Origin of the sequence: Selenomonas ruminantium subsp. ruminantium ATCC 12561, from assembly GCF_000424065.1 — a bacterium.
GTDB classification, from domain to species: domain Bacteria; phylum Bacillota; class Negativicutes; order Selenomonadales; family Selenomonadaceae; genus Selenomonas_A; species Selenomonas_A ruminantium.
This window is the reverse complement of record NZ_KE384126.1, coordinates 57803-82811: the sequence shown is the minus strand read 5'-3', so window position 1 is coordinate 82811 and position 25009 is coordinate 57803. Positions and strand designations below refer to the sequence as shown.

Sequence of the window (25009 nt, the reverse complement as noted above, 5' to 3'; positions counted from 1 at the left end):
TCACCTTTCTGAGTGGATTCCGGTTACCTGCCGTTTAACCAAATCCGCAAAAAGACCTCGTTTGGCCACCAGTTCAGCAAAACTGCCCATCTCGGCAATACGTCCGTCCTCCATGACGATAATCCGGTCACACTGACGAATGGTCGAGAGCCGGTGAGCTACCACGATACGGGTGGATTTGAGTTTTTCCAGACTGCGGGTAACAATGGCCTGTGAGCGATTGTCCAAAGCACTGGTCGCTTCATCAAAGATAAGAATTGCCGGTTTCCCGGCCAGTGCCCGCGCAATCAGAATGCGCTGGCGCTGACCGCCGGAGATATTGGAGCTGCCCTCGCTGATAACCGTCTGCATGCCCATGGGCATCTGTGCGATATCTTCAGCAATCCCGGCGGCCTCAGCCGCCGCCCAGGCCGCATCCTGCGTGAGCATTCTGGTGCCCACGATATTCGTATAAATATCCCCCGTCATCAACTGCCCATTTTGCAGTACAACGCCCATTTGGGAGCGTACCGACGGCAGGGCAAGTTCAGCCAAATCCTGACCGTCAAAGGAAATACTGCCCCGCTTGGGCGTCTCAAAGCCCAACAGCAGACGCACCAGCGTACTCTTGCCGCTGCCGGATTTGCCCACAATCGCCACATTTTCCCCGGCAGCAATGGAAAAGCTCACATCTTTGAGTACCTCCTCCCCCTCAACCTCCGTCATGCTGCCATTCTTATCCGGAACCATCCGATTATAAGCAAAGGACAGATGACTCACCTCAATAGCACCGGAGAGCTGACCGGCCTCCTGTTTGTCCTCAGTGGTTTCTGGTACGGCCTCCAATATGGGGCGCAGATTTTCCAGTTGCGGCTGAATGGCAAAATACTGACTCATCAGGCCGATAACGCCCCCCATAACCCCATTAAAGCTGGAATACGCGGCATTAAATGCAATGAATTGCGCATAGCCAATCCCTGTCTTTACCGTTTTCCCATCTGGGGCCACTTCATTCATACCATAAACGGCAATCCAATACAGAATCAACGTTAAAACGAACGGCTGAATACTGGATATGATGGAGGTATAGTTGTTCTGCCAGCGCAGTTTCAGCACCCAATTCCAATGCTCACCAAACGTGCGCGACCAGAGATTATAGGCCTGCTCCTCCGCTCCCTGTACCCGGAACTTAGAAAGCCCAGCAAATATCTGCTGTACCGTCCCTGCCGACTTATTGCCCGCTTCAATGATTTTGCGCTGCAAGAACAGCACCCGCCGTAGAACGACCGCCACGAACAACGAATAGACCAACCAGACCACAATAGCCGCCGCCGTAAGTTTCATGCTGTAATAGCACATCAAAAAGATACTCCAGAAGGAGAAAATAAAAGACAAAATCGAGCTGGCAAATTCACCGGAAGCCAAATTCTTGGCAATGCCGATGCCCCCCATGCGGCTGGCCAGTTCTCCCACAGTAAAGCGGCGGAAGAACTTTGTGGGCAGGCTCATCAACCGCCCCCACATAGCAGCTTCGGCAGCATTCTCAATACGGGTGGAGATGCGCAGTATTGCAATCGAACGTACAATCGAAAGTGCTGCCGTAGTAAAGCTGGTCACCATCAAGGCCTGCGTTACTGTTGCTAAGCCCTGTCTGTCCAAAATGGGAATAATATCCTGAAAAATCGTTTCCGTAATTATCGGCGTCGCCAAAGGAATCAAACCGGCAAACAGACTGCAAACCAGTATTGTACGATAATCGGCCAGCCAGCACTGGCGAAACATGAACTTGATTAAATCCCAAAGCTTCAAGGCACGGGCCGGAAATCCCGCATAGCATTGAAACGCATCTTTGCCAATATGCGCTGCCCGTTCCTCCGTCAAGACCATTCCCTCTGGGTACGTACTCAGGAAAACACGGTAATTTCCCGGTTTATCTGGAATCAAAGCCGCGATTTCCTTGCCCTGCGCCCCTGTATAAAAGCCCAAAAGCACGCCAGTATCTTTCTTATGCCAGTCATCTGACAGCGTTACCAGCCGCATTTGCATATTGCCCTTTTGCATCAGCCTGCGCAAAAGATTTACTTCATCCAAATTCCGGCTGCTTTCTTCCTCCAGCGCAATAGCTTCCTGCGGCATGGAAAGTGCTGCCGCCGCCCGGCGTACAGCAAATACAGCCTGCTTCAGCAGCGCACTATGCTGGCTGGCATCACTACCGCTAACATACAACGGTTCTTCCCCCAGCAACCCGCGAATGCCATTTTCGACCAGCAAAACCTTAGCCTTTTCCCGCATGCGTATCTGGCGAGACAGCCGCTTATCCTGCGCACCGAAACGCACCCCCACCAGCATGGCGAGTATTCCTTCATGTTGCATAAATGCTGCATACAGCGCTTCACTGGTCTGCGCTCCATTGAGCATATTTTTTTTCTTCCAAAGCTGCAGCATGTCATCGCCTTTGTCTGCCAACAGGCGGACCCAGGGAACCTGCACCAGGCTATAAAACCATTCTGCCATCAAAAAGCGCAGCTTGTCCGGCTCGAATTCCTGCCACTTTACAAAAGCAAGTTCTGCATCTTCCACGGCATAAACCTGTATGTTGACTTCACCGAATTCGTCCAGTGCCGGAAAAATCGCACTGCCCGCTTTCTTTTCCACCAGATAGCACTGATGAAAGGAAATCTCCTCGCCCTTCTGCGTGGTCGCATATACTTCTATACAGCCGGACAAGACCTGCCAAAAACCGGTATCGTCTTCCAGCAGGAAACGCTCTCCGGCAAAGAGTTTTCTTGTCATCGCTAATTCACACTTTCCATTTCTTCCTGTTCCCGTTCTTCAATCAACCGACGGTATGGCCCATCATGCTGAATCATATCCCGATGCTTGCCGCGTTCGACAATCCTGCCCCTGTTCAAAACGATGATTTCATCACAATCCCGGATAGTGGAAAGACGATGTGCCACAATCAGGCAGGTACAGCCACGATGACGGATATTATCCAACACCTGTTTCTCCGTAATGGGGTCAAGCGCAGATGTCGCTTCGTCCAAAATCAGCAGCGAAGGATTTACCGCCAAGGCCCGGGCAATTTCCAGCCTTTGCCGCTGCCCGCCCGAAAAATTCATGCCGCCTTCCTGTACCAATGTTTCATAGGCGTTACTGAGCTTTAAAATATCCTCATGAATGCAAGCATCTTTGGCCGCTTCCACAATATCACTGCGCCGTACCGTATGGTCAAAAAGGGCTATATTTTCCGCCACGGTTCCCGAAATCAGAAAAATATCCTGATCCACCGAAGCCAGCGAAGTGGTAATCATCTTACGGGAAATATTCCTGCGGGGAATTCCGTCAAAGAGAACCTCTCCGCTCCATTCCTCATAAAGCCCGGTAACAATTTTAGCCAGCGTACTCTTGCCGCTGCCTGAAGCACCAACGACAGCCACCCAGCGCCCGGGTCTGGCATGCAGATCAAAATGCTCCAGCAATGGTTTTTCCAGCGGACTATAACCAAAACTGACATCCTTTAACTGCAAATCTCCCGCCAGACTTTCCACAGATGCATTTGCCTCTTTCTGCGGAAAGTTTAAGCTGTCCACTTCATAGGCACGCACGTCATTTAAGCGCTGCATCTGCATTTCCGTTGTCTGCAGCGTGGCCCCCAAACCGACCAAGGCATTCACCGGCGCCTGAAAACTTCCCATTAAATGCTGAAACGCCATAAACATACCGGCAGTCATAGCGCCTTCCATAATGGAAAAGCCACCTACGGTCATAATGAGTGCCCCATTAATCCCCGCCAAAAGTGTGGGCAGAAGTTTTACCGACATGGCCCATAGGGCCGTTTCCTGTGAACCCATAAGCACCTTGGTCTGATAGCCGGACCACTTGGTAAAGAAATCCGCTTCATCGCCACTGGCCTTTATCGTCTCAATCATCCGCAGACCATTCATGGCCACGCCATAAGCCTTGCCTGCATCCTGCTGTATCCGCATATTGAGATCCGTAAGATGCCGCCGCATAGCAAAGAACAGGACGATTTCCACCGAACTGAAGGCCACGCCGATAATCGTAAGAGCGACATTATACTGCAGGAGCAGCAATAAATAAAATACCGCCACAAACAAATCCAGCAGAGCCGTGGCAGCAGGCCCCGATAAGGTTCCGGCAATGGCTTCATTAAAGCCTACGCGCCCTGCTACCTCTGCGGCATAGCGCTGATGAAAAAACTGCATAGGAAGCTTCAGAAGATGCCAGAAATAACTGGAACTATCCGCCAAAGTAAGCCTTCTCTGCCACTGGGTCAACACCACTGCCCGCAGCCAGGTTATGATTCCCGAGATAATAAAGGACACCGTCATCGCCAGACAAAAATTCGTCATCCAGTCCGGATGCTTACGCGTCAGGATATCGTCCAAAAAAATCTGACTCATCACCGGCCCTGCCAGTCCCGGAATAATGGCGCAAAATTCCAGAATAAGGATAAAGACCAGCGCCCCACGATCATGCAACAGCTTTTTCACTACATCTTTAAACACATTATAGCGATGACCGGCCTTTTGAAACCCTGGTCCGGGTTCAATATGCAGGGCTACACCGGTATAGGATGTGCGAAATTCCTCCCAAGGTACACTGCGCCGTCCCATCGCCGGATCATTCAAATAGGCCTTACCTTTTTCAATGCCCTCCAGCACCACAAAATGATTAAACTCCCAATGAATGATCAAAGGAAAAATATCTTCCTCCACAAGTTCCAAAAGTTCACCAGCTGACCAGCGATAGCCATCGGCTTCACAACCACGGTTACGCGCGGCCCGTATCACACAGCTGGCTTTGGAACCATCACGGTTTACACCGCATTCGGCACGCAATTTCTCCAAAGGAATCCAAAGGCCATAATGTGCCAACACCATGCCTAAAGAGGCTGCACCGCATTCTGTGGCCTCCATTTGCAGCACTGTGGGGACCTTAACCCGTTTTTTATTGGAAAAAGGAAATTTCACCCGGCTCACCTTCCCCTCAGCCACTGGCTCAATTTATAAAAGACTTTTTCTATGGGGGGCTGCCGTTCAATGATGATGGAGCCGGTACAAAAACTGCCGGCGGTAATCGGTTTATGTTTGCCTACACTGGACGTCCAAAGATAGCCAGATTCTGAACCAGGGTCACGCACCAAGTCAAAATTGACTTCCATCACAGAACTCTGTTGGGAAGAAATAATCCACTGTGCCAGCTGTTCATTCCCCAAAACCTTCTGCATGGACTGCGGCGTCACGGGATACTGCGAAACCGAACGCACCGTCCCCAACAGACTCCCGGACTGAGAAACATCTACACCATTGGGCGCCAATTGTATAGTCTGTCCCTTTACCACACGCTTCCCCTTGTCCACGGGAATGTATAAAATTCCCTTGAGATTTTCCCGTCCTCCGTCCATACGCACATGAATGATCGGCATACCACTGCTGACAATACTGCCTTCGCCTACCAGAATTTCATCCACTATCCCATCATAGGGCGAATAGATGTATTCTGCAGACTCCTTCTGATAACGGCGGGAATCAAATTCATGAACCCGCGTCACCGCCTCACGAGAGCTTGCCGCGAGCTCCGGCGCATATTGTGCCATACGGGCAGCCGCATCTTCCTGTGCCATACGCACATGGGCAATGAGGGCGCCCTTTTCCACTTTTTCGCCAGAATGTACATATAGTTCATCTATCGTTCCTCCGGCCAAGGCATAGACCTTGGTCACGCCGGAAGGATCCATAATCATCCCCATACCATCCGCCTTGACGGTGAATGAGCCAAAAACAGACCATACGACTATTGCCAGAACCATCACAGCCACGGCAATAAGCCCCATCCAGCCAACAGGCGTGGTAATGCTCATCGTCATATCCAATTTTTCCGGCGAGCGCATCTTATCCAGAGCTTCCTTGCTGAATATCTCTTGTCCCTTCCGGTTCCAGCGTTCTGCTGTGCCTTCCGTGGTTCTGTCTTCCGTCCCCATCTCATTCTTCACCACCTATCTCGATATCGACCTGCATGCCATCCTCAAGGCCTTCAAAATTCCCTGTTACCACCACTTCTCCTTCACTAATCCCGGAGAGTATCTCAATATACTTGTCCGCCACTGCGCCGGTTTCCACTGTGCGCTCATGGATGATATTCTGTTCATCGACAACAAACACCTTGTTGCGAGATTTATCCACCATAGCCGACAGGGGCAGGGTCAATGCCTCATAGGAATCCCCCATTCGCATGGTAACACCATTATACGTCATCGGTTCGAGAATTTTGGTACGGTTATCCACTTCCCAAACCGTCCGCCGGATATCGGCAGGTTCTGACAGCGGTGGTACAATTTCCTTGAGAACCGCCCTTATCTCCATACTGTTCTCTTTGTTGCCTGCACCAAAATCCGTATCATAAGCCTTAACCGCCAGCTTGCGGTCGGGGAAACGCAAAAAGCTTGACTGGCCCACCTGCAAATGCCGGGCATTCACATCGGCCATGTTCAACGAAAACCGCAGCCAGGAAAAATCCCCCACCAGCACTATCGGCGTACCAGCCTGCACATGCGCACCTTCCCGCTGGTAAATGATGAGCACCGAGCCATCTAAAGGCGCCTTTACCGAAAGCCAGCTCTGCTGTACCAAATATTGATCACGCTGAACCTGCGCCTCCCTAAGTGAGCTCTGTGCCGCCAGATACTGAGCCTCAGCTTCCTCGTATTTTTCCTTTGACGTAGCACGTCTTGCCAGCAAGCGCTCCTGTCGCTGATAACTATTGTAAGCCTGAGCCAATACGGCTTCTGCCCGGCTGATAGCACTTTCTGCCTGTTGAATTTTTAGCGGAACACTTTCATTTACCATTTCCGCGAGCACATCACCTTCATGCACAGCATCATTTTTCCCCACATACCAACGCAGAATCCGTCCTTCAGTCAGAGCTACGGCATCAGTCATATTGTCGCTGCTAAAACGTACAGCATCTAAGGGAATGACTGGCGCAAATTCCCGCCGCACTGCCCTGACTGCAGTCAGTTCTACGACACGGCTGTTCATACGATTTGCTATCTGATTTTCATCGCTGTAATTGAGCCATGCTCCCCACCCTACAATGGCAGCCGCCAACAATAGAATAATGACCACAGCCAGACCAAACATTTTTTTCATAGCCCTTAATGCCCCTTCAATATACGGATTTATTTCCCCAACGCAAACAACTATGGCAAAATATCGACAAACCAAACAATCCTTATGAAATATTTTCGACAAATTCGCATTATTTCCTTTTATTTGCGTAATTTTACCTTTTACCTTTTACCTTTTACCTTTTTCCCATTCTGCCAAATAAAATCTGCCCTGTATATAGTCCTTACAACCATATACAGGGCAGAAGTTAAGTCTTATGCCAAAAGATTCTCTTTCGTTTGCAGTTCAATCAGGTATCTGCCGACAGCATCCTGCCAACGCGGCATTGGCTTAAAGCCGGCTTCTATGAGTGCCGCCTTGCTCATGCGGGAATTTTTCGGCCGCACGGCCTTGGTCGGATAGGCCGAAGAATCCACCGGCGTTACCGTGACCTCCTTGCCTGCCTGACGGAAAACCTCAGCAGCAAATTCTGCCCAGGAACAGAACCCTTCATTGGTCGCATGATAGACACCATATTTTTCCGTCTCGGCCATATCCGCCAGCAATATCGCCAAATCCCGGGTATAAGTCGGCGAACCAATCTGATCACCAACCACGGTGAGTTCCTTATGCGTCTTGGCAAGATTTAACATCGTGCGAATAAAGTTCTTGCCATTAATCCCAAACACCCAGGAAATGCGGACAATGAAATACTTTTCCAACAGTTCCTGTACCGCCTGCTCACCGAGCAGCTTCGACTTGCCGTAAACATTGCGCGGCCCTTTGGGTGCATTTACTTCATAAGGTTCTTCACCATCACCGGGGAAAACATAATCTGTGCTGATATAAATCATCTTGGCACCGATTTCAGCACAGGCCTTAGCAATATAACGCGTGCCTTCCGCATTGACCGCCATGCACTTTTCCTGCTCATCCTCGGCCTTATCCACCGCCGTATAAGCCGCCCCATGCATCACTACATCCGGCGCATATTCCTTAATATACTTTTCTACCGCCGCACTATCGGTCAAGGAAAAATCCTTGCTCGATACCCCGCGCACCTCAATGCCCCGGCTCTTAAATTCATTGACGCAGTCATGACCCAACTGCCCCGTCACCCCAGTGACCAACACCTTCATTAAGAACATCCTCTCCATTTATGCTATGTTTATAACCAAACTTAACAAATAATGTTAAAAATTTTTAATAAACTTTATTGCTCATTAACTACTCTCGACAAACCGAGTAAGGGCAAGCCCTCACCAAGCAAGCGGTCTACGTAGCAACTACTACAACTGGACGTAGCACTACGCCCTCTATCCCATAGGCTAAAAGCTATTTAGGAATACTTTAAGTCGTTTTGCTGATTTCAAGTAGGCGGCTTTTGCCGCTGAGCGAGATTCCCTGCGCCAACTTTGTACATTTTTACGAGCCCAAAGGCGATGTCTCCGTCATTTGCTTAGAAATGAGGCTCTTTTCTTGGCTCAACCTTTCTAAAGTACAGTCCTCGTAGGTTCGCTAAGTTTATTATAGCATTGTTTTTAATATTTTTGAATAGTTTGATTATATTTGTTTACTATATCAAAAAATAATTTTCTCAATGTTAGACATAATTCTACACAAATATCCAAACTCCTGCAAGGTTTACAACTTTACTCTTACAACATTACGCATAAAAAAGGCGGAGGGGAGGGGCGGCAATAACTTTCGTCTGCTTAGACAAGCTTGTCAAACGCTGCCGAAAGCTATTGCCGCCCCTCCTCTCCTTACTGCCAGCCTAACCTTAACACCAGGATATGACACACCACTATACGCAGTAAGCCCGTGGAAGCTGGTGATGTTTTCCGTAGCTTTTGACAAGCTTGTCTATGGCGAAGGAAAATATTACCAGTTCCCACGGGCGCCTTAACATATCATTGTAACGTACGCACTAAGTCCGGTGGCTGATAATGCTTTTCCGTCGCGTTAGGCAAACCTGCATAAGCAGAGGAAAAGTATTATCAGCCACTGGGCGTCCTTTACATATCTTTGTAATGTACGCACTAAGCGCGGTGACCGATGATGCCTTTCCGCAGCGTTTGACAAGCCTGTCTCAGCGAAGGAAAGGTATTACCGGTCACCGCGCGCCTTATCACAGCGATGTTACTCTGCCCCAAACACCATCTTTATACAGCTTCTGCAGCTCAACGGTATAAATCTCCCCGCAGACCACTTCATCGTCCGTATAAACGCGGATATAATTATCTGTGAGTCCATCGGTAACACCGTCGGTATTGGTTTCAAACAGCACACGCATGCTCTTGCCCAAAAAGCTCTTATGGAACTCCTCGGTCTTGCGGGCTGCCAGTTCCTGCATACGGTGCGCACGTTCCTTTTTCACCGTCTCCTGAATCTGGTCCTTGCGCTCCGCCGCGGGCGTACCGCTGCGCTTGGAATAGGGGAACACATGCATGCGGGAGAAGTTCATCTTCTCCACAAATTCCAGTCCGCGAGCAAACTGTTCTTCCGTTTCTCCCGGAAAGCCCACGATAATATCCGTGGATACCGCCACGCCCGGCACTTCCCGTTCCACCTGCTCAATCAGGCGGCCAAACTCTGCCGTATCGTAATGGCGGTTCATGTCCTTGAGCACTTCATCGGAACCTGCCTGCAAGGGCAGATGCAGATGCGCACAGAAACGCTCATCTTCGCGGATAAGCGCAAATAAATCCGGTGAAAGTTCAATGGACTCCAAAGAGCCCAGGCGCAGGCGCTTTAAGCCCTCCACCTTGAGCACTTCCCGGCAGGCATCGGCCAGCGTGACTTCGCCGCCCAAGTCCTTGCCATAAGCGCCCAGATGAATGCCCGTCAGCACGATTTCCTTAAAGCCGGCCTCCACGAGTTTCTTGGCTTCGCTGTGAATCTTATCCAAATGCCGCGACTTCACCGGGCCGCGGGCATAAGGAATAATGCAGTAGGAGCAGAAATTCTGACAGCCGTCCTCAATCTTCAAAAATGCACGGGTGCGCTGAGGCATATCGTAGATGGGAATATCCTCGAACTCATGAGCTTCCATGATATTGCCCACTTCGTCCAGGATACCGTCTTCGCGCGCCGCCTGTTCCACATATTCCACAATCTTGCTGCGTTCCTTCGTGCCCAGGACCACCCGCACACCTTCAATGGCCTTGATTTCTTCCGGGTGAACCTGCGAATAGCAGCCGCATACGGCAATGATTGCCTTATCGTTGGTACGCTGTGCCCGGCGGATAATCTGCCGGGATTTCCTGTCTCCTAAGCTCGTCACCGAGCAGGTATTGATTACATAAAAGTCCGCCTTTTCCTCAAAGGGCACGATATCGTAACCGCTTTTCTTGAACAGGCCTTCCATGGTTTCCGTTTCAAATTGATTGACCTTGCAGCCCAAGGTCGTAAGTGCCACCTTTGGCAATATACTTCTTCCTTTCTTAACCTAAGTCGCCATTTTCATACTGGGCAACCGTCACGGCCGCTACTGCCGCAGTTTCCGCCCGCAGGATTCTTGGCCCCAGCGTTACCGCCTTACCGCCTGCTTCCTGCACCTTCGCGGCCTCGTCAAGTGTAAAGCCACCTTCAGGGCCGATAAGCAGAATAAGCCGCTTGCCCTTCGCCGCCTGCAAACAAGATTTTACCGTAGTTTCGTCCTCATTTTCGTAACAAAAGACAATTTCCGTATCTTCCGTACCACTATTTTCCTTGAGCAGGATGGACAAATCCGTAATGGGCGTCACTTCTGTCAATGCCGTACGCCCGCACTGCTTAGCCGCTTCTTCGGCGATTTTCTGCCAGCGCGCCTGTCTTGCCGCCGCCTTTTTCGCATCATAGCGCACCACGCAGTTATGGCTCTTTACGGGGACAATTTCCGTTACGCCGAGTTCTACCGCCTTCTGCACCACATAATCCATCTTGTCGGCTTTCAAGAGGCACTGGGCGAGCACCAATTCCAACGGGGATTCGGTATTAGCCGCGAGCCGTTCTTTCAAAACCAGCGTCACCGCATCTTCCCGAAAGGCGGTCATTTCCATGCGAGCCACACTGCCTTCATCATCCACCACCGTGACTTCCTGCCCGGCTTTGGCCCGCATCACATGCATGAGATGATGGGCATCACTGCCGGTGATTTCGATGGTGTCGGCAAGCATCCCTTTATAAAACAGCCGTCTCATTTATCGTCTCCCCGGCTGATGGTCATGGCCACCCAGCCTTTTTCTTCCGTCACCTTGTCCACGACAAAGCCATGGGCCAGACAGGCTTCCGTCACATCAGCCAGACGCTCGGAGATGATACCCGAGGCCAGCAAACGGCCGCCTTCGGCCAAATGCTCATCGAGTTCATCAAAGAGCATGATGATGATATCGGCGATAATGTTGGCCACGATTAAGTCCGCCTTGCCATCAAAGGATTTCAAAATATCGCTGACACCAGTCTTGACCACATCTTCCACGCCGTTCTGACGAATATTTTCTGCCGCCACTTCTACGGCTACCTTGTCGTAGTCCATAGCCGTAACGTCCGTAGCCCCGAGCTTTGCGGCTGCAATCGACAGCACACCAGACCCGGTGCCCACGTCAAAAATCCGCATACCGCCCTTAACGAGCGTTTCCAGCTCCCGCAGGCACATCGCGGTAGTCGGATGCGTGCCGGTACCAAAAGCAGAACCCGGGTCAAGTTCAATCACGATATCATCCGGGCTGGCTTCGTAATCTTCCCAGGTGGGTTTAATGACCAGCATGCCGCCCACTTTTTCCGGATGGAAGTAGGCTTTCCAATTATCCGCCCAATCCTCATCACGAACGGTATTCCAGGAAATCGTGCAAGGGCCTTTTTCGATTTCATCATCTTTAAGCGCCTTGAATTCCTGAATGCGCAGTTCAAAAGCACGCAGTTTGTCGTCCAAATCCTCGTCCACCGGCAGATAGGCCTTGACCGTGACCACGCTGGTATCTTCAGCCCGCTCAATGCCGGAAAAATCCCACTGGCCGGCATCAATGTAATTATTGAGCATTTCGGGGTCTTCAATCACCACCCCGGATGCGCCTAAATCATGGTAAATCTCTGCCACTACATCGGTGGCCTCATGGGTTGTCTGAATGCTGACTTCCGCCCACTGCACTATACATCTCTCCTTTAATCAAAAAACCTTACATTATTCCTGCAAAGTACCGGCATAGTACTTCGCTAAATTCTGCATCCTTTCAATCGCATCGCCACGACCTGCTTTGCCATTGCTCAACACCACCAGCACAAAATCTTCCTTCTGCCCAAAAAATATGCCGCCATCAACATACACATCGTTAACCTCACCTGTCTTATGGGCAATCTCATAATCGGGAAGTGCCGCCGGGAAACATTCTTTATCATGCTGCTGGCAAAGGATATCACGCATAAGTTCATCTTCCTGCTCGCCCACCAGCTGATGATAGTAAAGGCGTGACAGAAGCTTGCCAATATCACGCGCTGAGGACAGATTCTTTTTTTTGCCTTTCCGTCCCATCATCATCTTATACACCAGCACCGTATCATTAAATCCCTGTTGCTGCAAATACTGATTGATATTCTGCATCCCCAAGCGGTCTATGAGGATATTCGTAGCGGTATTATCGCTGTCGGTTATCATCACCGTCATAAGCTGCTGAATCGTGCGCTGTTCCCCGGCATCATACCAGGTAGTAACACCGGCACCACCCACCGCATCGCTTTTCTTTATGGTAATCTTTTCCTCCAAAGACAGTTTCCCATCATGAACATCCTGCATGGTCTTAGCCATCACAAATAGTTTTATCATGCTGGCCGGCGCCATCTGCTGAGAATTATAAACAAAAGGTTCTATCTCTCTGTCCGGACGCAGGAAATAAACGGCCATCTGATTCTTGGTATCACCGATAATTCGAACTGTCTGCGCGGTAAGTTCCTCTTCATCCACCGCTTTGGGCGCATGCTGAATGCTTTTCGCCACCAGATTTTCAGCAGCCTGAGCAGCCGTTCCGCCACTGCCATGCTGTTGCCATAACATTGCCGATAACATGCCTCCGGCTTCTAAAACGACCAGTACAGAAAAAAATGTAATAATCCGCTTAACCTTCACGGAAAGCCTTTCCTTCCTTCTCATCATAAGTTACCTAAAGCCAATACGTCAATTACCATGGCTGCGGTGTGATGGGCGTCACCACGCCAAAGCGATACCCCTTGGCACGAAGATTGGCGATAATCCCCGGCAAGGCCCGTACAGTTTCCTCTTTGCCGCCATTGCAGTGCATGAGGATAAGCGCCATATTATCCTTTAAATGGCCTGCCGTCCGCCGGTCTATATAGCCAATCTGTGCCTCTGCTGAAGGTCTTTTTGACGTAGCATCCTCTGTAAGCACATTCCAGTCATGCTCCACATAGCCTAAGAGGTTCAGGTGTTCATAAAAATCTGCGGTGAACATTCCTACTGTCCCACCGGGAGCGCGGATAATAAACGGGCGCATGCCGATAACCTTGAAGATGGCTTCATCGGTCTGCTCCAATTCTTCCACGAAGCTTTCCTTGCTGGCATAAAGCCGGTCATAATCATGGTCATAACTGTGATTGCCAATGGCGTGCCCCTCGGCAAAGATCCGCTTCAGGACCTCCGGGTTCTTCTCCACCATGCTGCCCAATACATAAAAAGTAGCATGAATACCATTCGCTTTAAGCACATCTAAAATCGCCGGCGTATTGGTTTTATCCGGGCCATCATCAAACGTCAGATAGGCCACTTTCTCTGCCGTATAATGCGGCAATGCAGGAAGCATTGTGGGCAGACCTTTTTCCAGCCGCTGTTTCAAGGTGTAACGGTCATAAACAGGCCGGTCAAGGCTGATATTATCATAAGTAAGATTACTGTAATCACCTTTAGCCAATGTGTAAGCCGCGGATTCCACGCCCGGTTCCTGCTCCTGCTCCACCTGCTCTGTCGCCCTTACCTTTGCCCACCAGGCCGCACCCACTATACTGCCTAACACCAGCAAAACCATCAGGACACCGATAACCTTGGGAAAACCGACCTTTTTCACCTTAACTGCGCCTCCACCATTCTTACATGTAAAACAATTATCTTACATTATACTACAACTGTTCTCTTAGTCCAAAATAAATTCTGCAAAAGCCACATTCCCATATTTAAAGCCCTGCTTACTCAAACGACAGCCCGCTTTGTCCACCAGAAGCAACCCTTGCTCGCTAAGTTTTGCCATAACCTCACCATAGACACTATCCAGCTCTACATGGAACTTATCCGCAAACGCCTGCCGCGAAAGCCCCTCTGCCGTCCGCAGAGCCAAAAAAGCAAATTCCTCCATGGCATGCTCACGGGTCGGTTCTTCTTCGAGCGCTCTTACATCCCGGCCAGCCTTTATCCCCGCGATATATTCTGCGATATCAGCCGTTGCCGCATAGCGCTTTCCTGCCAAATACGAATGCGCCGCCGCCCCCAGCCCGAGATAGGGCACATCATGCCAATAGCTGCGGTTATGGCGGCTCTCAAAGCCCTCCTTGGCAAAATTGGACACCTCATAGCGCCGATAGCCCAGCTCCGGCAGGGCCGTGGTCATATAATCGTACATAACCTCCGCCTGTTCCTCCGACGGCAGATTTAACTTGCCCATTTCTTCCATGCGGGCAAAAGCTGTACATTCTTCCACCTGCAAGCCATAAATGGAAATATGCTCGACCGATAATTCCTCTGCCTGCTGGACACTCGCCTGCAAATCCGCTAAGATCTGCCCCGGCAAACCGTACATCAAATCCACACTGATATTTGAAAAACCAGCCTGCCGGGCCATCTTCACCGCCTGCACGGCCTCCTCACCAGAGTGAATCCTGCCGATACGGCGCAAAAGTTCATCCTGAAAACTCTGCACGCCAAAACTCAGCCGATTGACACCTTCTGCGCGAAGCAGCTGTAAATATGCGGCATCTACGGTTCCGGGATTGCACTCCACCGTAAATTCGGCAATCTCCTGCCCGATATAATCGTTTACGGCCTGCAAGACCTGCGCCATGTATTGCGGCGGCAAGGCCGTAGGCGTCCCGCCGCCCATATAAATAGTGGCAGGCTTTCCCCATTTTTGCCGAAAAGAAAGACCCTGTATCTCAATCTGCTGACACAGGGCCTCGGTATAGACTTCCATGAGCTTTTCCTTCCCTGCATAGGAAGGAAAATCACAATAAAAGCACTTCTGCCGGCAAAAGGGAATATGGATATAAACTCCCCATTGCATAAAATCTTCCTTTAATCTATCTTGAGTATCGCCATAAAGGCTTCCTGCGGCACTTCCACCGAGCCGACAGCCTTCATGCGCTTCTTGCCTTCCTTCTGCTTTTCCAATAGCTTGCGCTTACGGGAAATATCGCCACCATAGCACTTAGCGAGAACGTCCTTGCGCCGTGCCCGCACGTTTTCACGCGCAATGACCTTGGAACCAATCGCCGCCTGAATAGGAATCTCAAACATCTGCTGCGGAATGATTTCCTTAAGCTTGGCCGCCAGCTGACGGCCACGGCCCTGCGCTCTATCTTTATGCACAATCGTCGACAGCGCATCCACCGGGTCGCCGTTCAAGAGGATATCCACCTTCACGAGCTTCGACTCCTGATAATCCGCCAGTTCATAGTCCAACGAAGCATAGCCCTTGGTCGCCGACTTCAGGCGGTCGAAGTAGTCAAAGATGATTTCATTGAGCGGGATATGGTAGGTAATCATCACACGGTTGGTATCGAGGTAGTCCATATTCTTGAACACGCCCCGCTTGTCCTGCGAAATCTCCATGACTGCACCGACAAAATCATTGGGCACAATCACCGTCGCCTTAACGAACGGTTCCTCGATATGCTCAATCTCCGTCTGCGGCGGCAGCTCTGCCGGATTGCTGACATTTAAGACCGTACCATCGGTCTTGAATACATGGTAAATAACCGAAGGTGCCGTGGTGATAAGTTTCAGATGGTACTCTCTTTCCAAACGCTCCTGAATAACGTCCATATGCAAGAGGCCCAAGAAACCGCAGCGGAAACCAAAGCCCAAAGCCACCGAAGTTTCCGGCTCAAAGACCAAGGCCGCATCATTGATCTGCATCTTTTCCAGGGCGTCCTTTAAATTGTCGTAATCGGCGCTTTCCACCGGATACAGGCCACAATAGACCATCGGCGTTACGCCGCGGTAGCCCGGCAGCGGTTCTGCCGCCGGCCGGTCCGCAAAGGTAATGGTATCGCCGACCCGCACATCACGGACGTCCTTTAAGGAACCGGCCACAAAGCCAACTTCGCCCATATTGAGCTCGCCGACATCCACCGGCTGCGGCTTAAAGCAGCCCACATCGGTAACTTCAAAGGTCTTGCCCGTAGCCATCATCTTGAGGCGCATGCCCTTCTTGATTTTGCCCTGCTTCACGCGCACATGGGCAATAACGCCCTTGTAGGAATCGAAGAAGGAGTCAAAGATAAGGGCCTGCAGGGGTGCATCTTCGTCTCCCTCCGGGGCCGGAATACGCTCGACGATAGCATCGAGGATTTCCTCAATGCCAATGCCGGTTTTCGCCGAAGCCAGCACCGCATCCGTGGCATCAAGACCAATGGTATTTTCGATTTCTTCCTTTACCCGGTCAGGGTCAGCACTGGGCAGGTCAATCTTATTGATGACCGGCACGATTTCCAAATCATTTTCAAGTGCCATATAGACGTTCGCGAGCGTCTGCGCTTCAACACCCTGCGCGGCGTCTACCACGAGCAGCGCCCCTTCACAAGCGGCCAGGCTGCGGGAAACCTCATAGGTAAAGTCCACATGCCCCGGGGTGTCGATGAGGTTTAACTGGTACATCTCCCCATCTTTACCCTTGTAGTCAAGGCGCACCGTCTGCGCCTTGATTGTAATGCCGCGCTCACGCTCCAAGTCCATGCTGTCGAGGACCTGCGCTTCCATCTCCCGCTGCGTCAGCGTTCCCGTATATTCAATCAACCGGTCCGCAATGGTCGATTTACCATGGTCGATATGCGCGATAATCGAGAAATTGCGAATATGCTTGTTCTGCATTGTCATTTTCCTTTCACTTTCTATCCATATAATGGTTATTATAACGTAGTTATGCAGATTTTGCCATAGAAAAAAAATAAAACCTATTGCTTTTTGGAAAATGTCATGCTAAAATAGCAAGGTAACGAATCATTTGAGGGGGGTGAACTACTTGCCGAATATTAAAGCATCTATTCTTAGTGTAAAATCTGACGCTAAGCGCCGTGCGAAGAACGCTGCTGAGAAGTCCCGTGTACGCACTGCTTCCCGTCGTGTTCTCGACGCTGTTGAGGCTGGAAACGTTGATGAAGCGAAATCCCTCCTCACAGCTGCTTGCAAGACCATTGACATGGCTGCTGCTAACCACGTGTTCCACAAGAACTGCGCAGCTCGCAAAAAGTCCCGTCTGGCTCGCAAAGTGAACGCACTCGCTAAGTAATTCTCAGAATGAGATAGAAAAAAACCTGCTCGAAAGGGCAGGTTTTTTTGTGTCTATTTTTCATACTTAATCATATCGTCCAAAATCTTATCAACCTGCTTTCCGGAAAATTGACCATTTCCCTTAGAATCCCCCTGTTTAACACTACGCAAGAGTCCTTTTCCCATTCGGACAACTTTTCGTACAAGACTATCCGAGGAAGTTCTATGCTTTTTATGCGGTCTTACCAGTCGCCCCATAATTACGCTCCTGTTATCGTTCTACGTTACAATGCCTTTTTCCTTATATTTCTCCCACAAAGCATCTCTTTCCTGCCATACCCGCAAGAGACAATTGCCCATGATGATAATATAGGTAATCCAACGGAACCAAAGAAACAGTACAAACAACCCCATCAGTGGGCCATAAGCTTCTCCTATGCTGGGAATAACCAGCATAAACCAGCTGTATATTCCCGTTGCGGCCATCCAGGCTGCGGTGACAATCACCGAAACAACCATTGATGGCAATACCGCCGGGTGATTCTCATACGGCGCAAAAACGTAAAATATCGTCAGATAAACAATCAGCGCGCCAAAAGGCAAAACATATTTCACCCAGTCCCATGTCCGCAAAAAGAATTCCGGCAGAGGAAATGCCTGATATAAAAGCTGTACTACAGCATCGCCAAATACCAGCAGCCCCAGGGATAAAATAATCGCCACAATCAAACCTACAGAGAAAATCACGGCCTTGCCATGCACCCAAAAGGAAAATTTCATTACCTTCAGCAAACTATCCGCATTTCTATCTGCGATTTCGTAATGCTCTCTGTCCGTAGCCCGCACCATCACCGCCAGACCTTCTTGAAAACTTACCAGCGAAAACAACAGGCCCATCCACATCCATAAGTCACTGCGCTGCGCCACCACCCGCTGAATATCCATTTCCAATGTCACAGCCACTTTCACCGGCAGATACGCATAGAGCATATTGACCACAATATCCAACCGCGCTACAGTGAAGAATAAAATAACATTGACCAAAAAAATCAAAAAGGGAATAAATCCTACGATAAAATAAAACGCAATCCCCGGAGATATGCCCTTTACATCATCCGCCTCCAACCGCTTGCGGGTTTCATTCGTCAACAGAAACAGATTATCGCCTATATAAGCACACCAATTGATAAAACGCTCCAGCATATGCAACACCTTAACCAATATCCATTATTTTATCTCTCATTTTTGCGCCAATATTGATGCCATTTTCGTATATTTTTCTTTACCAGCAGAATTTTTACTTTAATTCCATTTTCTTTATATTTTTCCCACAAAACCGTCCTTTCCTGCCAAACCTTCAAAAGACAATTGCCAATGATGATTATATAGGTAATCCACCCAAACCAGCCAAATAAAATAAACAGCCCAATCAATAAACCATAATATTCCTTTACACCCGGATGGGCCAGCATATACCAGCTATATAGCCCCGTTGCAGCCATCCATGCTGTGGTGACAATAAGCGAAACAATCATGGCTGGCAGCACCTCAGGGCGATTCTCACATGGTGCCAAAACATAAAACACCGTCAAATAAACAATCAACGCCCCAAAAGGCAGAACATATTTCCCCCAGTCCCACATCCGCAAAAAGAAATCCGGCAACGGAAATATCTGACATAAAAACTGGACTACAGCCTCGCCAAATACCGACACGCCCAGGGATAAAATTATCGCTGCCATCAAGCCTACAGCGAAAATCAATGCCTTACCATGCACCCAAAAAGCAAGTTTCCTTGCTTTTTCATAATCCGCACTTTCATAATGCTCCCCGTCCGTAGCCCGCACCAGCACCGCCAGACCTTTTTGAAAACTCGCCAATGAAACCAAAAGCCCCATCCACATCCATAAATCACTGCGTTGAGCCACTATCCGCTGAATATCTGCTGCCAATGTCACGGCCGCTTTTCCCGGCAGATACGCATAAAGCATATTGAGCACAATATCCAACCGCGTCATAGTGCAAAATAAAATAACATTGACCAAAAATATCAAAAAGGGAATAAATCCAACGATAAAATAAAACGCTATCCCCGGAGCTATTCCCTTTACATCATCGCTTGCCAACTGGTTATGTGTTTCGTTAAGCCAAAGATACAGCATATCTCCTATATAAGTAGACCAATTGATGAGAAACGTCCGCATACACACCACCTTGAACACCATCTGCTGTGGATATATCCCTTATACGTACATAGTTCTACTTACCCCAGAATTTTCCTGCACTATTCTGACATTTCAGCTCCACGACAATGGCTGGTTTATTGGCATAACGTCCACCTCGATTCCGTCAGCTTTTTATCTATTATAACGCCACGACTTATTTCTTCGCAAGGAAATTTCATTCGTAATATTTTCTACTTTTGTAATGTATTCTTTTGCTTTTTTTGCTATAATTATCCTATACATATTTTTAGGGGATGATTTTATGCATATTCGTCATAGCAAGCTGTTAAGCCTTGTCAATCAGCATAACCGTATTGCTGTAGCTGACCTGGCCAAAGCTTTGGATGTTTCGGAGGTTACCATCCGCAAGGATTTGAATATCCTTGCGAAAAAAGGTCTTTTACGCCGTGAGCATGGTTTTGCCCGCCTGACCACGAGCGATGATGTGGGCAATCATCTTTCCTTCAATTACGATGCCAAACTGCGTATCGCCCGCCGGGCAGCAGAGAGTGTACACAACGGGGAAACCATTATGATTGAATCCGGCAGCTGCTGTGCCCTGCTGGCAGAAGAAGTCGCTGCCAACCGCCGGGATGTAACCATAATCACCAACTCTGCTTTCATTGCGGATTACATTCGCAAGTACCCTCATGTCCGGGTGATACTTTTGGGCGGCGAATACCAAAAAGAATCTCAGGTTATGATTGGCCCCATGATTCGCAGCTGCGTCCAGGATTTTTACGTAAGCAAATTCTTTGTTGGCACAGATGGACTAAATGAACTTGGTTTTATGTCCAATGACCTCATGCGTGCTGAAGCAGCCCGCTGCATGGCGGAGCGGGCTGAACAGACCATTGTGCTGACCGAATCGGCTAAATTCAATCTACATGGCACGGTCAAGCTCTTATCCTATAATCAGGTCAGCGCCCTGTATACCGATGATTTAGCCGCCAGCGATACCTTAACCAAACTTCATGAACAAGGCATACACGTCTACCCGGTAAATCATAATTAATAATGAAAAATAAGGCATGAAAGATACTTTCGTTACTTTCATGCCTTATTTTTTACAAGTCGTGTTTGTTCATTTCATTTAGCAGCTCAATCGCTCCACGCCCCATTCCCGTTTCCCGGGCAGTATCTTCTATTGAATAACCACTTCTGAGCAAGGCTTTTGCCTTAGCAGCATTAGGAGAAATTGGTTTTTCCGGTACTCTTTTGGGAACCGTTTGTTCCTCTACAGGCTTCTCAATCGGGGGATTTGTATTTTCTTGAACAGACTCCGGTTGCAAGGTATTATTCGCCACTTCGCCAGCAACTTCCCCCCGATTGATGGAATTTTGCAATACCTCAGCAAAGTCCTGCGCATCTACCCGCTGCATTTGTGCAGATGATGACGGCATTTGTTGACTGCTCAAGTTCGGCATCGGCATCACTGGCGGCTTGGGCATCATGGGCACGGACTGATAGGCCGCCAATTCGGCTATCATTTTTCGTGCTTCGTTAAGTTCCCGGTTCAGCGCTGCGGAGCGGTCTTCCATTTCTCCAGCCAAACGCTTGTATTCATTTATTCCGGCTTCGAGCCGCACGTTGCGTTCATCTGCCTGCCTGAGTAGATTTTCCAAATGCTGAATATGATTGCCCATACGACTAATAACCGCATCGGCGGAGCGTGTCAATTCCGCCTTCAGCTGTTCCGTTGATGTTCGCAGTTCCTCCGTATTCACGCCTTTCTGACGCCTGGAAATCAATCGCACGAACACAACCAGCAAAGCACCAGCTATAATAAGAAATCCAAATATTTCTGGAAACATAGACTTACCAAAACTCCTTCTCAAAATATAGCACAATCCTTATAGATTATACGCTATTTACAGGCTAATGTCTAATAATCGTCCCTTCGAAGGATCAGGAGCCATACTTGCTGCTGGCTGCTCAGGAATATTGACGGCGGGTTCCTCGATCGTCCGACGCTTGCCCTGCTTGCTGCCGCCGCGATTTTTCTGCCGCTCAGGTTCATCCTTTATACGGCCATCTTCGGGATTTTCCTTTCCCCGTACCTGCTTTTGTTTCAGCTTATCCTCATTTTTTTGCATTAAAGCTTGATAATCAGACTGCAATGCATTGGCCTGATTGAGATTGTGCTGCACTTGCCCTGCATCCGGAGCACGAGGTACAATCATTTGCATACTCATTGGACTGACATCCATCCGATCTCCCTTCTTTCCTGTATGGACGATACAAACTGAGGGCATCTCTCACGCGATGCCCTCACCTAAACGAATTCAATAAGGTCCGATATGAATGCGTTCATCCTTTACAGACAACAGGCAATGGGGAATGCTGCTCTGTACATTCATAATCACAGAATTAATGGTTATACGCACTCCCGGATAAATCGTATCGGAAACACGAATTTTTCCCTCTTTCATACGTCCCATAGCTTCTTCCAACTCTTGTATTTCTTTTTCAGCACGCTTGATTTTTCCTGCCAGTGGAAATTGTGAACGTGTCAAGGCATTGATTTGATCAATGCGCTGCTGAGGCAGACGGCTTACATCAATCTTCCCCAAAGTATTGAGCATCTGCGTTATCTGCTTAAGGCGGGTTCTATCCTCCTTACATTCCTTGCATACTTCCAAATAACGTTTCTGTATAGTAGGGTCAACACCTACAGACATCTTGGTTACTACTGCTGCTGGATTACCTGCCATTTTACAACGGATTTCTTCACCTGCAGCAATGCTGCCGCCAGTTATAATCCCGCGTTTCTCTTCAACAAAAACCATATTTGCAGCTCTTACCTGAGAATGCAGGATTGTATCTATAATCGTGATATCCCAGCCAGCTTCTACTATAGCGTTTTCAGCAAACAAGGCCTGCACATTTTCCTCAGCTTTGACATATCCCTTATTTTGACCATTAATGCCACCTTTTATGATGATATTACGGCCTTCTACCACGGCACCATTAACCATACCGCCAATTTCTACATCGCCGGTAGCTTTAACCACAAAGCCAGCTTCCACATTGCCTCTTATAGACACACCACCTACAAAATCAATATTGCCAGTAGCCGCTCCCACACTGGAAGTAATATTCAAATGGGGATCAACATCTATTTTGCGCGTAGTATCTACAATCTGCCCATCAATGGTTGCATACAGTTCATTATCATTGCGGACTTCCGTATTTTTCCCCTGTGGTACAGGAATTGGACGTCCCGGACGAGCCATCACATCCATGCCAAATATATTTTTTCCTGGTATACCATCGGTTTGCGGAATACGCACAGCTAAAAGATCGCCCTTTTTCACCAGCACAAAGAGACTCATATCCTTGTAATCCGCTCTGTTATATTCGTCTATCTTCGGCCTGCCTTTTTGTGACAAGTCAAATTTGCGCTCAATACGGGCATTTTCTCCATGTTGTACCTGTTTGCCTTCAGCCACCACAAATGGCGTAAAACTATGCACACCTTTTTGGATAGCATCTTCTTTAATACCGAAAACCACGCCTTTTTCAGCCAATGCATTCTTGATATCATTAACCTGCGGGCACTTCGTCCCTTTGGTTGTATCATAACGCACGGTAGCAATCATCTGGTCACGGCTGATATCAATGATAATGCCCACGGGTTCTTCCGCTGCTTTATCACGCTCATCATCATCTTCTTCTGCTGCTTCCTCAGACTCCTGACTGCCGCTATTTTCTTCCTCTATATCCAGCTTATCTGCATCAGCAATCTTACGGCGCTCACCTGCTGCCTCACGGATAATCTTGGAAAGCTCGATGATGTCATAGTCATTTACACCGTTATCATGCAGGCTCTGCCGCACATCAGAAAGCTCAAAGAGCATCTCTGCGCCATCGCTAGGATATATCGTTACAAAAATCCCATCTTGAAGGAATTCGAGCAGATAACCTGCGTCCGTTCCGCCCACTGCCGGGCGTAATACCTGGTCATCCATGTTGCGTCCCCCTTAGGCTAATTTATACTAAGCTCGCCTTCATCCTGGCCAGATACCCCCGCATGCGGAATATTGCCTTGGTATGCAGCTGGGAAATTCTAGCTTCCGATAAATTAAGGATTAAGCTGATTTCTTTCAAAGTCAGTTCTTCATAGTAATACAGGGCTACTACTTTTTTCTCTTTTTCCGGTAAACGCTCGATAGCTGCTGTCAAAGTTGTCCTGAGTTCTTCCTTCTCCATCCGTTCTGAAGGGCCGGGCTCGCCAGTCAACGGAGAATCCGCTCGTAGATAATCATCCAACGGAATAACCGTGGCCACACTGATTTGCCCTTCTAAGGCCTGCAAATCTTTAACGGATATTTCCAGTTCCGCTGCCAATTCCTCATCCGTTGCAGCTCTGCCCAAGCGATTTTCCAACTCAAAAACTGCCTGTTCATAACGGCGGATTCTTTGCCGTATTGTCACAGGGAGCCAATCCTTAGCCCGCAGATAGTCCAGCATAGCACCGCGAATACGAATACCAGCGTAAGTTTCAAATTTATTCTTGCGCTCAATATCATAACGGTCAATGGCATCCAGCAGGCCGAAAAAACCACTGGACAGCAAATCATCACGGTCCACATGAGCAGGGAGACTTATTGCGAGCCGTCCCGCAACCAGCTTGATAAGCGGCAAATAATATTCCGCCAGCTGGTTGCGCAGCTCTACACTTTTACTTTTCAGATAGTCTTGCCACAGAGAAGCGACATCAATAGCCGGCGCATCATTTGTTATTTCAAAAGAATCCACCGAACGCCCTCCTCCCACTAACTCGAAAACAAATTTTTACTCTGGCATTTTCATACGCGTCAGGTCACCAGTGCTTAATGGTTCAAATTGTGCCTGTCCGCCTGTATTTGCTGGTTCCGCTTCTCCTGTCTCCGTCTGTTCCTCTTCGATGATTTCTTCATCTACCGCCGAAGATGGTTCGCCTTCAACCATTGCCATGGCTTTTTCATCCTTGGCCTCTATGAAGGCATCAAAATCCATAATATCCTTGGCTGCGAGGATTCTCAGCAGAATATAGACCAAAAGTCCTGCACTAATAAAGCCGACTATTCCGCGGAAAAAAACGGTAATCCCCCGCGCCTCGCTGGATATTCCTGTAATCACGATCACCGTGGCGGCAACAAAAGCAAAAACCAGTGCTGCATATAATTTAGCCAAAATATTTTCACCTGCACATTTAATCT

21 protein-coding genes are annotated in these 25009 nt (G+C 48.9%); 2 read left to right on the top strand and 19 right to left on the bottom strand.

The features are described 5' to 3' along the window. The 12 genes from G598_RS18255 to lepA form a co-directional block, all read right to left on the bottom strand. Positions 1-2772, bottom strand: coding sequence for an NHLP bacteriocin export ABC transporter permease/ATPase subunit (locus tag G598_RS18255; RefSeq protein WP_051180406.1), 2772 nt, complete (start codon positions 2770-2772; stop codon positions 1-3). A 2-nt stretch (positions 2773-2774) separates the two neighbouring features. After that, a complete protein-coding gene (locus G598_RS18250) occupies positions 2775-4931 on the bottom strand; it encodes an NHLP family bacteriocin export ABC transporter peptidase/permease/ATPase subunit (RefSeq protein ID WP_419185362.1) in 2157 nt (718 codons plus the stop codon). 50 nt (positions 4932-4981) lie between these two features. After that, on the bottom strand, positions 4982-6001 hold the full coding sequence (locus G598_RS0115345) for an HlyD family efflux transporter periplasmic adaptor subunit (protein ID WP_157833376.1): 1020 nt from the start codon (positions 5999-6001) through the stop codon (positions 4982-4984). Continuing rightward, a complete protein-coding gene (locus G598_RS0115340; protein ID WP_026767660.1) occupies positions 5988-7154 on the bottom strand; it encodes an efflux RND transporter periplasmic adaptor subunit in 1167 nt (388 codons plus the stop codon). Before G598_RS0115340 ends, G598_RS0115345 begins: the two co-directional genes overlap by 14 nt. A gap of 233 nt (positions 7155-7387) precedes the next feature. Further along, positions 7388-8251 (bottom strand): dTDP-4-dehydrorhamnose reductase, encoded by an 864-nt coding sequence (rfbD, locus tag G598_RS0115335; RefSeq protein ID WP_026767659.1) that lies wholly within the window; start codon positions 8249-8251, stop codon positions 7388-7390. 992 nt (positions 8252-9243) lie between these two features. Next, complete coding sequence (gene mtaB / locus G598_RS0115330) at positions 9244-10542, bottom strand: tRNA (N(6)-L-threonylcarbamoyladenosine(37)-C(2))-methylthiotransferase MtaB (RefSeq protein WP_026767658.1); 1299 nt, start codon at positions 10540-10542, stop codon at positions 9244-9246. 16 nt (positions 10543-10558) lie between these two features. Then, positions 10559-11296, bottom strand: a complete 738-nt coding sequence (locus tag G598_RS0115325; RefSeq protein WP_026767657.1) for a 16S rRNA (uracil(1498)-N(3))-methyltransferase — start codon at positions 11294-11296, stop codon at positions 10559-10561. Beyond that, entirely contained in the window at positions 11293-12243 is a 951-nt protein-coding gene (prmA, locus tag G598_RS0115320; protein WP_026767656.1) for a 50S ribosomal protein L11 methyltransferase, read from the bottom strand. The genes G598_RS0115325 and prmA overlap by 4 nt, the downstream gene beginning before the upstream one ends. A 33-nt stretch (positions 12244-12276) precedes the next feature. Beyond that, complete coding sequence (locus G598_RS18245) at positions 12277-13143, bottom strand: serine hydrolase (protein ID WP_157833375.1); 867 nt, start codon at positions 13141-13143, stop codon at positions 12277-12279. A gap of 124 nt (positions 13144-13267) precedes the next feature. Further along, positions 13268-14167: a polysaccharide deacetylase family protein gene (locus G598_RS0115310; RefSeq protein WP_026767655.1), complete on the bottom strand. Its 900-nt coding sequence runs from the start codon at positions 14165-14167 to the stop codon at positions 13268-13270. A gap of 66 nt (positions 14168-14233) precedes the next feature. After that, on the bottom strand, positions 14234-15373 hold the full coding sequence (hemW, locus tag G598_RS0115305) for a radical SAM family heme chaperone HemW (protein ID WP_026767654.1): 1140 nt from the start codon (positions 15371-15373) through the stop codon (positions 14234-14236). Between the two features lie 11 nt (positions 15374-15384). After that, positions 15385-17181 (bottom strand): translation elongation factor 4, encoded by a 1797-nt coding sequence (gene lepA, locus G598_RS0115300; RefSeq protein ID WP_026767653.1) that lies wholly within the window; start codon positions 17179-17181, stop codon positions 15385-15387. A gap of 151 nt (positions 17182-17332) precedes the next feature. Between lepA and rpsT the strand changes: the two genes are divergently transcribed. Next, on the top strand, positions 17333-17599 hold the full coding sequence (gene rpsT, locus G598_RS0115295) for a 30S ribosomal protein S20 (protein ID WP_026761325.1): 267 nt from the start codon (positions 17333-17335) through the stop codon (positions 17597-17599). A 260-nt stretch (positions 17600-17859) separates the two neighbouring features. Here rpsT and G598_RS0115285 read toward each other — a convergent pair whose 3' ends face one another. Then, entirely contained in the window at positions 17860-18792 is a 933-nt protein-coding gene (locus G598_RS0115285) for a YihY/virulence factor BrkB family protein (protein ID WP_245582836.1), read from the bottom strand. Positions 18793-18812: 20 nt separating this feature from the next. Further along, positions 18813-19784, bottom strand: a complete 972-nt coding sequence (locus G598_RS0115280; RefSeq protein ID WP_026767650.1) for a YihY/virulence factor BrkB family protein — start codon at positions 19782-19784, stop codon at positions 18813-18815. 283 nt (positions 19785-20067) lie between these two features. On the opposite strand from G598_RS0115280, the gene G598_RS0115275 reads away from it, so the two are divergent. Beyond that, complete coding sequence (locus G598_RS0115275; RefSeq protein ID WP_026767649.1) at positions 20068-20820, top strand: DeoR/GlpR family DNA-binding transcription regulator; 753 nt, start codon at positions 20068-20070, stop codon at positions 20818-20820. 52 nt (positions 20821-20872) lie between these two features. Here the strand turns inward: G598_RS0115275 and G598_RS0115270 are convergent, their stop codons facing one another. The 5 genes from G598_RS0115270 to G598_RS18240 form a co-directional block, all read right to left on the bottom strand. Beyond that, positions 20873-21619: a hypothetical protein gene (locus G598_RS0115270; protein ID WP_026767648.1), complete on the bottom strand. Its 747-nt coding sequence runs from the start codon at positions 21617-21619 to the stop codon at positions 20873-20875. Positions 21620-21676: 57 nt separating this feature from the next. Next, positions 21677-21994, bottom strand: coding sequence for a hypothetical protein (locus tag G598_RS0115265; protein WP_245582833.1), 318 nt, complete (start codon positions 21992-21994; stop codon positions 21677-21679). A 96-nt stretch (positions 21995-22090) separates the two neighbouring features. After that, positions 22091-23776, bottom strand: a complete 1686-nt coding sequence (locus G598_RS0115260) for a DUF342 domain-containing protein (RefSeq protein WP_026767646.1) — start codon at positions 23774-23776, stop codon at positions 22091-22093. Positions 23777-23798: 22 nt separating this feature from the next. Then, complete coding sequence (locus tag G598_RS0115255) at positions 23799-24566, bottom strand: FliA/WhiG family RNA polymerase sigma factor (protein ID WP_080657060.1); 768 nt, start codon at positions 24564-24566, stop codon at positions 23799-23801. A gap of 36 nt (positions 24567-24602) precedes the next feature. Beyond that, positions 24603-24983 (bottom strand): hypothetical protein, encoded by a 381-nt coding sequence (locus tag G598_RS18240; protein ID WP_037364721.1) that lies wholly within the window; start codon positions 24981-24983, stop codon positions 24603-24605. Between the last annotated feature and the right edge of the window lie 26 nt (positions 24984-25009).